9 protein-coding genes are annotated in these 10,704 nt (G+C 75.4%); 4 read left to right on the top strand and 5 right to left on the bottom strand.

Annotation, left to right across the window (positions count from 1 at the left end; genetic code table 11):
- Positions 1-84: 84 nt before the first annotated feature.
- Together asnB and ACIQE0_RS27600 are read right to left on the bottom strand one after the other, a co-directional pair.
- Positions 85-1,983 carry an asparagine synthase (glutamine-hydrolyzing) gene (gene asnB, locus ACIQE0_RS27595; protein ID WP_402337121.1) on the bottom strand — a complete coding sequence of 633 codons (1,899 nt, stop codon included), beginning with the start codon at positions 1,981-1,983 and terminating at the stop codon, positions 85-87.
- A 271-nt stretch (positions 1,984-2,254) separates the two neighbouring features.
- Positions 2,255-3,646, bottom strand: coding sequence for an MFS transporter (locus ACIQE0_RS27600; RefSeq protein WP_402337124.1), 1,392 nt, complete (start codon positions 3,644-3,646; stop codon positions 2,255-2,257).
- 268 nt (positions 3,647-3,914) lie between these two features.
- On the opposite strand from ACIQE0_RS27600, the gene ACIQE0_RS27605 reads away from it, so the two are divergent.
- The 3 genes from ACIQE0_RS27605 to ACIQE0_RS27615 are packed head-to-tail and all read left to right on the top strand — an operon-like array spanning position 3,915 to position 7,545.
- Complete coding sequence (locus ACIQE0_RS27605; protein WP_402337127.1) at positions 3,915-4,328, top strand: hypothetical protein; 414 nt, start codon at positions 3,915-3,917, stop codon at positions 4,326-4,328.
- Entirely contained in the window at positions 4,325-7,048 is a 2,724-nt protein-coding gene (locus ACIQE0_RS27610) for a heavy metal translocating P-type ATPase (protein WP_402337130.1), read from the top strand. Before ACIQE0_RS27605 ends, ACIQE0_RS27610 begins: the two co-directional genes overlap by 4 nt.
- A complete protein-coding gene (locus ACIQE0_RS27615) occupies positions 7,045-7,545 on the top strand; it encodes a copper chaperone PCu(A)C (protein WP_402337132.1) in 501 nt (166 codons plus the stop codon). Before ACIQE0_RS27610 ends, ACIQE0_RS27615 begins: the two co-directional genes overlap by 4 nt.
- A gap of 100 nt (positions 7,546-7,645) precedes the next feature.
- On the opposite strand, the gene ACIQE0_RS27620 is transcribed toward ACIQE0_RS27615, so the two are convergent.
- On the bottom strand, positions 7,646-8,353 hold the full coding sequence (locus ACIQE0_RS27620; protein WP_402337135.1) for a sigma-70 family RNA polymerase sigma factor: 708 nt from the start codon (positions 8,351-8,353) through the stop codon (positions 7,646-7,648).
- Positions 8,354-8,402: 49 nt separating this feature from the next.
- Between ACIQE0_RS27620 and ACIQE0_RS27625 the strand changes: the two genes are divergently transcribed.
- Positions 8,403-8,669: a zf-HC2 domain-containing protein gene (locus ACIQE0_RS27625; RefSeq protein ID WP_402337138.1), complete on the top strand. Its 267-nt coding sequence runs from the start codon at positions 8,403-8,405 to the stop codon at positions 8,667-8,669.
- 243 nt (positions 8,670-8,912) lie between these two features.
- On the opposite strand, the gene ACIQE0_RS27630 is transcribed toward ACIQE0_RS27625, so the two are convergent.
- Positions 8,913-9,689 carry a PE-PGRS family protein gene (locus ACIQE0_RS27630; protein WP_402337141.1) on the bottom strand — a complete coding sequence of 259 codons (777 nt, stop codon included), beginning with the start codon at positions 9,687-9,689 and terminating at the stop codon, positions 8,913-8,915.
- Positions 9,690-9,875: 186 nt separating this feature from the next.
- On the bottom strand, positions 9,876-10,382 hold the full coding sequence (locus ACIQE0_RS27635; RefSeq protein WP_366330559.1) for a MarR family transcriptional regulator: 507 nt from the start codon (positions 10,380-10,382) through the stop codon (positions 9,876-9,878).
- Between the last annotated feature and the right edge of the window lie 322 nt (positions 10,383-10,704).

Genomic DNA, 10,704 nt, shown 5'->3' on the forward strand with positions numbered 1-10,704 from the left:
GGCTGCGGATGGGGGGAGGGCAGGGCCCACGGCGTACGGACAGCCGGTTGGGGCTCCGGCTCACGCTCCGGCCTCGGCTCCGGCTCACACCGTGATCTCCGGCCGGTACCGGTCGAGCCACAGCGCGAGGTCCACCACCCGCTCCAGCCGCAGCCGGTGGCCCCACTCCAGTTGCTCCGGCGCGGTCTTCAGGACGGAGGTGACGACCCGCGCGTCGACCAGGTCGCGCACCCGCCCGTCGGCCCCGTCCAGCGCCTCGTGGGCGAGCCGCTGGAGACCGCGGTTGTAGTCGGGGTGGTGGGTGGCCGGATAGTGGTTCTTGGCGCGCCACAACACGGACCGCGGGGCCAGCCCGGCGCCCGCCGCACGCAGCAGGCTCTTCTCCCGGCCGTCGTGACCGTGCAGCTCCCAGGGCGTGTTGAAGGCGTACTCGACCAGCCGGTGGTCGCAGTACGGCACCCGCACCTCCAGGCCCTGCGCCATGCTGAGCCGGTCCTTGCGGTGCAGGAGCTGGCGCAGCCAGCGGGTCAGCGACAGATGCTGCATCTCGCGCTGCCGGCGCTGCGCCGCGCTCTCCCCGTCGAGGCGCGGCACGGCGGCCAGCGCGGTGCGATAGGTGTCGCGCTGGAACTCCCCGATGCGCAACTCCCCGGCCAGATCCGGGTGGAGCGGCATCGCCGCCTGGTCGCTGGTGACCCGCAGCCACGGGAACGTGGGCGCGGCCAGCGCCGCCGGATCGTGGAACCACGGGTAGCCGCCGAACACCTCGTCCGCGGCCTCGCCCGACAGCGCCACCGTCGAGTGCTCCTTGATCCGGCCGAAGAGCAGATAGAGGGAGGTGTCCATGTCGCCGACGCCGATGGGCGAGTCGCGGGCGGCGACCACGGCCGCGCGGTGCCCGGGGTCCAGCAGCGACTGCGGGTCCAGTACGACGGTCCGGTGCTCGGTGCCGATGAACGCGCCCGCCTCGACGGCGTACGGCGCGTCGTGCCCGGTGCGCAGCACATCGCCGGTGAAGCGCTCGGCCTGGTCGCTGTAGTCGACGGCGTACGAGCGCAGTCGCGCCGCCGGGCCCTCGCGGAGCCGGAGTTCGTCCGCGAGCAGTGCCGTGACGACCGTCGAGTCCAGGCCGCCGGAGAGCAGGCTGCACCGCGGTACGTCCGCCTCCAGTTGGGAGCGGACCGCGTGTTCCAGGCGCCGGCGGATCTCGGCGGTGGTGGTGGCGAGGTCGCCGTCCTCGTGCGGGCGGGCGGTCAACTGCCAGTAGAGCCGCTCGGTCAGCCCGTCGCGGTCGAACACCACCAGGCCGCCGGGCGGCACCTCCCGCACCCCCGCCCACAGCGTCGCCCCCGTCCCGAACACCAGGCCGTAGGCCTCCCTGAGCCCCTGCGCGTCCACCCGCGGGGCGCAGTCGGGGTGTGCGAACAGTGCCTTGGGCTCGGAGCCGAAGACCAGGCCGCCGTCGGGTGTCCGGGCGTAGTACAGCGGCTTGACGCCCATCCGGTCCCGCACCAGCAGCAGCCGGCGCGCACCCGCGTCCCACACGGCGAACGCGTACATGCCCACCAGCCGCTCGGCGATTCCCGCGCCCCATTCCTGGTAGCCGCGCAGCACCACTTCGGTGTCGCTGCGCGTGGCGAAGTCATGCCCGGCGGCCTGTAGTTCCTCGCGCAGCTCGTGGTGGTTGTAGACCTCGCCGCTGTAGCTGAGGACGATGTCGGTGGGGTCGGAGTTGGGGTGCGAAGTGGGTGTGGGGGTCCTGGCGGTGCGCGGTGGGCCGCCGGGGCGGGCCGTCATCGGCTGCGCCCCACCCTCGATGTCGAGCACGGCGAGCCGCCGGTGCCCGAGGGCGGCGTGCGGGCCGATCCAGAGGCCCGAACCGTCGGGCCCGCGAGGGGCGAGGGCGGCGGTCATCCGGTCGATGAGGTGAGGCCGGTGCCCGGGTTCCTCGCCGAACGAGATCCAGCCGGTGATGCCGCACATGGGAAGCCTTTCTGTGGAGGCGGGTGGGGAGATGCTGGGTTGGTGGGGTCTTGTGGGGTCTTGTGGGGTCTTGCGGGGAAGGGGTGTTGGGGATCGGCGGAGGTGCCGGATGGGGCGGGACTGTGAGGGCACTTGGACGAGAGCCGGGCGTAGGAGGCGTCGTCGATGTCCGTGGCGGTGAAGGTCGCCGCCGGGGTCCGTGCGGTGGCGTCGGGTAGGGGAGCCCGTTCGTATGCCGGGGCTGCCGGAGTGTCACGCAGGTAACGGACGGCTACGAAGGCGGAGTTGAGCCACCGTTCGCCGATGCCGCGCCGCGCCGGACCGTTCCGCGTCGTACCGTTCCGCGTCGTACCGTCCCGCGGAGCAGGAGCGCCGCGGCCAGCAGCGCGGCCGCCGTGGCCAGCACCGGCCCGGTGCGCGCTCCACCGCCCAGGCTCCCCAGTGCGGTGGCCGCCGCCGGACCCAGCGCGAAACCGGCGCTGCGGGCGAGTTGTACGGTCGAACCGGCGGTGGCCATCCGCTCCGGCCCCACCGCTTCGAGGACCATCAGCTGTGCCGGGCCGCCGTACAGCCCCATCCCGAGTCCCGCCACCGCCATTCGCCAGCCGACCTGGAGGGGCGGCCAGGCCCCGGCCGTGGCGAGCAGGCCGAATCCCATGGCGACCAGCGCCGCTCCGGCCACCGCCACCGGCCGTGCCCCGTAGCGGTCGGCGAGCCGCCCGCCCACCGGGCCCGCCACCGCCATCGCGGCGGGGAAGCCGAGCAGCGCCAGCCCGGTGGCCGACGCCGAGACGCCTTCCGCCCGTTGGAGGTACACCGCCAACAGGAAGTGCACCGCCGCGAAGGCCGCCGCGAGGGCCAGCACGGCACCGTGGACGCCACCCGTCCGGGCCGTCCGCAGCGCTTCGCGCACGCCGCGCCCGCCGTCAGTCCGTGCCCACACCACCCCCGTCACCAGCGCGATCCCGCAGAGCACCGGTCCGACCCACCCCTCAGTGAACGTCAGCCCGAGCAGCAGGGCCCCGACTGCCGTACCGGTCAGTGCGGCGTCCCGGCGCTCGGCCCGTCCGGGCGCGGTCGGTCGTCCGGCGGAGGGGAGTCCGCGGTGGGCCACCCACCAGGCGAGCGCACACAGCGGCAACTTCACCAACAGGACGGCGCGCCAGCCCCAGTGGTCCAGCAGCACCCCGCCCAACGCCGGTCCGGTGACGGCCCCGAGCGGCCCGAGCGTGGCCGGCACGCTCATCGCCCGGCCGCGCATCTCCGGCCGTACGGCACGGACCGCCAGCAGCGGCATCAGCACGAACAGCACGGCCCCGCACGCCCCTTGGAGCAGCCGCGCCCCGATCAGCACCGCCGCCACCGGCGCGGCGGCGGCCACCGCACCGCACAGGCCGAAGCCGGCCAGGGCGCCGAGCGCCACCGGCCGCAGCGGCGCCCGGTCGAGCCAGCGCCCGGCAGGCAGCAGCAGGGCGACCACCGGGAGTTGGTAGCCCAGCACGGCCCACTGGGCGAGGTGCACCGGGACGCCGAAGCCGGACGCGATGTCGGGCACCGCCACCGTCACCACGCTCATGTCGAACATGGCCAGGAACGAGCAGATCCCGGCGACGGCCACCAGCCCCCACCGCTCCTCCTTCGCGCCTGCCAGGTCCCGTGGCATCGGACTGTCCTCTCCTCGACACACCGGGCCGGTTCGGCACGGCGTCTGAGAGGTCGGGCGCGAGAGGGTCCCAGTTCCCGCCGGAACGGGGGAAATTCCCGGGCGCGGTGGATTCGGCACCTCGACGGCACCGAAGTGGGGCGCGGGCAAACCCAGTTAGTCGTCCCGCGACGGTGCCGAGTTCCGCCCCGCGGACGGGACAAACCTCACGCGCCGAACGGCCTCTGATCGTCCGTTCGCCCCCATTCCGAGCTGCCACGATGACGCGGTGACCACCCCCGAACTCGCCGCTTCCCCACCTGCCTCCCCGTCCGCTTCCCCGGCCGACCGTGCCCGGCGCGGCAGTCCCGCGGCTCGCCCCCTCCCTTTCCGGCGCCTGCTGCCGGCCCCCTCGGTGCTCGGCTTCGTCGCGCTCCTGGCGCTGCTGTGCGGCCTCTCGTACGCGGTGGGCAGCGCCGTCGGACCGGTGGCCCCCGGCCTCCACCCCGCCGACCGCTCGCGCCCCGGCTCCAGCGAGCCCTCCGGCGGGGGAGGCCCCGGCGGGATGCCGGGCATGCCGGGGATGCAGGGGATGCGTGGCGCGAGCGCGCCGGGCGTCCCGAGAGCGGTGCCGCCGACGGCGATCACGGCAGCCGCGGCCCTCCCCGCACCCGTCCGCACGGCAGGAGAAGCACGGCGATGACCCCCCACCACCCGCGGCCCCACGCCACGCCTCCCGGCACCACCCCTGCCGCGGCCCCCGCCTCTTCGCCGTCCACCACCGCGACCTCGGCGGCAGATCCCGTCCACACCACCACCCTCGCCATCGGCGGGATGACCTGCGCCGCGTGCGTGGGGCGGGTGGAGCGGAAACTGGGCCGGCTGGACGGTGTCACCGCCTCGGTGAACCTGGCCACCGAGCGGGCCCGGATCAGCCACCCCGCATCGGTCTCCGCCGACGCGCTGATCGCCACCGTCGAGGCCGCCGGATTCACCGCCCGCCTCCCCGAACCCACCGCGACCGCCGCCCGCCCGGACACGGCGGCCGGATCGGCCACCGGGATCGGCCAGGACGACCCCTCCGCCCGCGACCACGACCCGCGCGGTCCCCACGGCGACGCGGCCCACGACACGACCGACCGCGCCCGGGACGATGCCGGCGATGCCCGCCGCGACGGCGCCCCTGACGCCGATCGCAGCGACCTCGGCCGCAGTGCTGTCGACCGCCGCAACGCCGACCGCGGTGCTGCCGCCCGCCGTGCCGTCGCCTCTCGCGATGCCGACCGCGACAGCAGTGACCGTCACGCCGACGGCAATGCCGCCGCTCGCGCCGACGCCCGCGCCGAGCGTCAGCGGCTGCTCGTGACCGCCCTCCTCTCCCTCCCCGTTCTGGTCCTGTCGATGGTGCCCGGCTGGCAGTTCCGCAACTGGCAGTGGCTCTGCTTCATGCTGGCCGCCCCCGTCGCCGTATGGGGCTCGGCTCCCTTCCACCTCCGTGCGCTGCGCGGCCTCCGGCACGGCGCCGCGACCATGGACACCCTGGTGTCCCTCGGCGTCGCCGCGTCGTTCGGCTGGTCCACCTACGCGCTCTTCCTCGGCGGCGCCGGCACGCCCGGGATGACGATGCCGTTCAGCCTGCTGCCCACGGCCGGCGACGGTACCGCTCACCTCTATCTGGAAGCCGCCGTCGGCGTCCCGCTGTTCGTACTGGCCGGGCGGCGGATGGAGGCCCGGGCCCGGCGCGGCACCGGCGCCGCGCTCCGCTCCCTGGCGGAACTCGCCGCCAAGGAGGTCTCGGTGCGCGGGTCGGACGGCTCCGAACGCCTCGTCCCCATCGGCATGTTGGGGGTCGGCGACCGGTTCCTGGTCCGGCCCGGGGAACGGGTCGCCACCGACGGCACCGTCGTCTCCGGCAACTCGGCCCTGGACCTCTCCCTGATCAGCGGTGAGAGCCACCCCGTCGAGGTCGGACCGGGCTCGGCGGTGGTCGGTGGCGCGGTCAACTCCGGCGGGCTGCTGGAGGTGCGGGCCGACGCCGTGGGCGGCGACACCCAACTGGCCCGGATCACCCGGCTTGTGGAGGACGCCCAGACCGGCAAGACCCAGGCGCAGCGGCTCGCGGACGCGGTGGCCGCGGTCTTCGTGCCCGCCGTGCTGACCATCGCGGTCACCGTCCTGGGCTTCTGGCTCGGCGCGGGCGCCGACCCGCAGGCCGCCGTCACCGCCGCGGTCGCCGTGCTCGTCGTCGCCTGTCCGTGCGCCCTGGGCCTGGCGACCCCGACCGCGCTGCTGGCCGCCACCGGCCGCGGCGCCCAACTCGGCATCCTCGTCAGCGGCCCGGCGGCGCTGGAGCGGCTGCGCCGCATCGACACCGTCGTCCTCGACAAGACCGGCACCCTCACCACGGGGCGGATGACCGTCAGCCACCTCACGCCCCGCGCCGACGGGCGCGCCCCGGACGAGGTGCTGTGGCTCGCCGCCACCGTGGAGCAGGGCTCCGAGCACCCCGTGGCCCGCGCCGTCCTCGCATACGCCCGCGACCACGGCCCCGACCGGCCGCTCGAACCGGCCGCCGCCGTACGCGACTTCACCGCCACGCCCGGATTCGGCGTCCGCGGCACGATCGACGGACACATGGTGAGCGTCGTCCGGCCGCCCGACGACCTCACCCGTCTTCCCGATCCGCTGCCGGACGCGGTCCGGGCCGCCGAGGCCGCCGGCCGCACCGCGGTCCTGGTCACCGTCGACGACACCCCGGAGGCCGTCCTCACCCTCGGCGACGCCCTCCGGCCCGACGGATACCGCGCCGTCGACCACCTGCGCCGCCTGGGCCTGCGGCCGGTGCTGGCCACCGGCGACCGCGCGGCCACCGCCCACGCGATCGCGGCGCAACTCGCCATCACCGAGGTCCACGCCGAGGCGCGCCCCCACGACAAGGCCGCGCTGGTCACGACCCTGAAGGAGCAGGGCGGCCGGGTCGCCGTCGTCGGCGACGGGGTCAACGACGCGGCGGCGCTCGCCCTGGCCGACCTCGGTATCGCCATGGGCAGCGGCACCGACGCCGCGATCGGCGCCGCCGATGTCACCCTCGTCCGCGAGGACCTCCAGGCCATCGCCGATGCGGTGCGCCTCGCGCGCCGCACCCTCAACACCATCCGGACCAACCTCCTCTGGGCGTTCGGGTACAACCTCGTCACCGTGCCGCTCGCGGCCGTCGGACTGCTCAATCCGATGCTCGCGGCGGCCGCCATGTCCGCCAGCTCCCTTCTCGTCGTCGGCAACAGCCTGCGGCTGCGCGCCTGGCAGCCACCCGCCGCCGGCCGCACGGCCCGCCGCGGCCCCCACTCGGCACGCCACAACGCCATTTCACCGCACGGCACTGACAACGCACCGCGCAAAAGCGGTACTTGGGACTCCGTATGAACCGCTCCAGCCTCGCCGCCGTCGCGGTGCCCGTCGTCTCCTGCCTGGCGACCCTGGGCACCCTCACCGCCTGGACCACCACCGGGAACGCGGGCACCCCCGCCCGGCTGACCGCCACCGAGGGCCGCGTCCTGATCCCCGCAGGGCACGACGCCACCGCAGCCTTCTTCACCCTCCGCAACACCGGTACCGCGGACGACGTCCTCACCGCCGTCACCGGCCCGCCCGGTCACCGCGCCATGCTCAGCCGCGACGTCGCCGTCGGGCGCAACGCCCGGTCCATGGCCATGGTTCAGGGCGCCACCGTCCCGGCCCGCGGCTCCCTGGTCATGACGCCCACCACTCTCGACATCATGATCAGCCCCCCGCCCCGGCTCGCCCCCGGGGACCGCCTCACCTTCACCCTCCACTTCCGCGACAGCCCGCCCCTGACCGTCCACGCCCGAGCCGTACGCCCCGGCCAGGAAAGGACGGAGGGGGCGGACGAGGCGAGGTGAGTCGAGAGGGGGCAGGCCGGGCGGGGCAGTCGGATCCGTCGGGGCTCGTGGACGGGGACCGCCCGACCACGAGCCCCAACGGCCCGCCGCACCCGACCCGTCAGGCCACGGCGGCGGTGAGCCGGTGCGGCCGCTGCTCGTCCGGCACCGCTCTCTGGCGCGGTACGCCGCGGGGGGCCGCGTCCGCCGGCACGCGCCGCTCGGCCCGCCGCTGTCCGGTGCCCTCGGCCCGGGCCACGGCAGGCATGGTGTCCCCGGCCCCGGCCTCCGCCTCGGTGAGCATTCCGATCAACGTCTCCCGGGCGCGGGCCACCCGGGAGCGCACCGTCCCCACCGGACAGCCCATCACCCCGGCCGCCGCCGCGTACGGCAGCCCGAGCAGCTGCGTCAGCACGAACGCCTCCCGCCGCTGGGCCGTCAGCGCCGTCAGCAACTCGGCGAGCGCGATGCCCTCTTCGAAGCCCGGCACACCGCGCGGCTGGACCCGCTCGGCGGCGGACTGCCAGTCGTCGGTCGCCGACAGCCGCGGCCGTACCGCGTGGGTGCGGATCCGGTCCGCCACCACCCGTCGGGCGATCGTCAGCAGCCAGGTCCGCGCCGACGACCGGCCCTCGAACCGCGGCAGACTGCGCAGCGCCCGCACATAGGTGTCCTGCACCAGGTCGTCGGTCGCCTGGGGCTCCCCGCTGAGGTGCGCCACATAGCGCCGCACATCGAGCTGGGTGGCCCTGACGAACTGCTCGACGGCCCGCTCGTCACCGTCCCGGGCGGCCAGCGCCCAGCCCGTCACCGTCTCGTCGTCACGCATGCCGAAACCGCCCCTCGCCGGTCCGGACCAATTCGGGGAGGATGGGGGCATGCTCTGCTCGCGCATCCGTACGGCACTCTCGGCCCGTCTCGACGGCGAGGCGTTGCCCCCGGGGCTCACCGCCCACCGTCTCGACGACCACCTGGCGGGATGCCAGGACTGTCGCCGATGGGACGCCCGCGCCCGCGCGCTCACCGCGGCCGTCGGCCGCGCCGCCGCGCACGACGACGAGGCGGCCGCGCCCGCGGGCGACGGCGGCCCGGCGTCCGTCGAGGCGCTGCTGGCCCGCCTCCGGCCGGGACGACGAGCGGGCTGAGTCACCGGGGAGTGCCGGGCGCCCGCCGCGGACCTCCCGCAGACGGGGAGCGGGCGCGGGCAGCGGTGCCACCGCCGGCGTTCGGACAGGATTCATCATGGGAGTCCTCTGGAGTCCTTCGCGTGATCCGGTCACCTGCGCGACAGCGCCGACGACCGGTGAAGTCGAAGCCGGGACACCGGGCGCGGGGCAGCAGCCCCGCACGTTCCTCGGGTGATCCGGCTCGGGAGTTCGACCGTGCTGTCAGACGACAGCCGGCTCACGCGGGGGACCCCGCAGGGACATGGCGTGCGCGAGCAGCAGTTGCCGCACCGCGCACCGCGGCTCCTGCCGGGCCGGGCGCGGGACGGGGCGGGCGTCGGGCAGCACGGCCCGCAGCACCAGCAGCAGGGGCGCGAACAACCAGGCGGACACGCTCCGCAGCAGCCGGAACGCCGCCCGCTCCCCGCCCCACAGCCACCACGCACTGAGCAGGGCGACGAGCAGGTGCGCCGCGAGCATGCCGCCGGCGCTGCCGTGCATGCCCATGCCCGCGCCCATGTGCAGGTCCGTGGGCGAGTGGCCCATGGAGGACAGCGCGGCATGCGCCGGGTGGCCGGTGCCGGGCATTCCCATCGCGCCCGGATCGGCCGACGGGCCCATCCGCCCCATCGGGGACAGGGCGCGCGCCGCGTCGATGTCGGCGAGCGACAGCCCTTCGGCGCCGCAGAGCCAGGTACGCGCCCACTCACGGGTGAGCGCGGCCTGGTCCATGCCGGCGCCGGCGACCGCCTGCCCCAGGGAGAACGCACTGTGCAGCGCGGCCTGGGTGCCGACGGTCAGCAACCCCACCAGTACGGGCCCGCGTTCGCGCGCGGCGAAGCACCAGGCCCCGGCCGTGGTCGCCAGTCCGGCCGCGAGCAGCGTCCAGCCGGGCACCGCGGTATCCGACATCACCGCGTGCCCCAGCGCAGCCAGGAGCACGCAGACCGCCGCGAAAACCGCGGCGCGCAGCCCCCTGAGAACGTGCCCCGCATCCATGACAGGCCCCATCGTCGCACCTCGCCCGCGGAAGGGAACGGGGAGGGGCGCGACAGGCGCACAACGCTCCAGGAGATGCCGTGTGCGGGTCGCCCAGGGCGAGGTGCTGACGCAGGCGCAGATTCGGGGGGAGGCGCCCGCACGTCGGACCGGTGCCCGGTCAGGGGGCCTCGCCGCCCCACGGCATCAGGAATCCTCGGCCAGGCTCTCCCAGTAGTCGGCCAGGGACGTCAACAGCTCCATCACATCGGGCGGCTGCGCGCCCTCGAACGGCGCCAGCAGCCGCTCGTCCAGCCGCCGGCTCCGCTCGCGCGCCTCGCCCAGTGTCCGCTCGCCCTCCTCGGTCAGGAACAGCAGCTTCCGGCGCCCGTCGGTGGCGTCGGTGCGGCGGACTATCAGGCCGCGGCCCTCCAGCCGCCGGGCGACGTCCGCCATGGTGGAGGTGTCCAGCGACACCGCGGAGGCCATCGACCGCTGGTCGCGGCCCGGTGTGGTGTCCACCGCGGTCAGCACCGCGAACTGCGGCCCGGTGAGCGTCGGATCGACCGCGCGCATCCACACGGACAGATACGCCTGGTAGAGCCGGCGCACCTGATAGCCGGGCGCGGCCGTCACGGCGTGCGGGGTTGCCGCCCCGGGGGTCGGGGGTGCCGCGGGGTCTCTGGGGGCGATGGATGTCGTCTCGTCAGCCATGGGGCAACTCAATCACGGTGCGCAGTGGTGGTGTTCACGGACCGTCGCCACGCTCGGGCCGGCAGGGACCGCGGTGCCGCCCGCAGGGCCGCCCGGGCGGGTCCGCCGCCCCCGTAGTCCAGGACGGGCGACCGGGGCGGCCCCGAGCGCCCTCACCGGCTGGTGGCGGGCAGGTCGGCCCCGTCCGCCAGGGCGGACTGGAGAACGGACCGGGCGGCGGGGCCCGACCGCCGAGGCGGCAACATGGCGTGATCCTTCCGGAGGAAGACGGAAACGCAGGTGGGGCAGAGGGAGGAGGTCGAGAACGAGGCCGGCCGCTCAG

This window comes from Streptomyces sp. NPDC093097 (assembly GCF_044754325.1).
Classification (GTDB): Bacteria; Actinomycetota; Actinomycetes; order Streptomycetales; family Streptomycetaceae; genus Streptomyces.

What these genes read in the sequence shown, in the direction of transcription:
- asnB (WP_402337121.1), bottom strand. Translation starts at nt 1,983, where the DNA reads ATGTGCGGCATCACCGGCTGGATCTCGTTCGGCGAGGAACCCGGGCAC.
- ACIQE0_RS27600 (WP_402337124.1), bottom strand. Translation starts at nt 3,646, where the DNA reads ATGCCACGGGACCTGGCAGGCGCGAAGGAGGAGCGGTGGGGGCTGGTG.
- ACIQE0_RS27610 (WP_402337130.1), top strand. Translation starts at nt 4,325, where the DNA reads ATGACCCCCCACCACCCGCGGCCCCACGCCACGCCTCCCGGCACCACC.
- ACIQE0_RS27615 (WP_402337132.1), top strand. Translation starts at nt 7,045, where the DNA reads ATGAACCGCTCCAGCCTCGCCGCCGTCGCGGTGCCCGTCGTCTCCTGC.
- ACIQE0_RS27620 (WP_402337135.1), bottom strand. Translation starts at nt 8,353, where the DNA reads ATGCGTGACGACGAGACGGTGACGGGCTGGGCGCTGGCCGCCCGGGAC.
- ACIQE0_RS27625 (WP_402337138.1), top strand. Translation starts at nt 8,403, where the DNA reads ATGCTCTGCTCGCGCATCCGTACGGCACTCTCGGCCCGTCTCGACGGC.
- ACIQE0_RS27630 (WP_402337141.1), bottom strand. Translation starts at nt 9,689, where the DNA reads ATGGATGCGGGGCACGTTCTCAGGGGGCTGCGCGCCGCGGTTTTCGCG.
- ACIQE0_RS27635 (WP_366330559.1), bottom strand. Translation starts at nt 10,382, where the DNA reads ATGGCTGACGAGACGACATCCATCGCCCCCAGAGACCCCGCGGCACCC.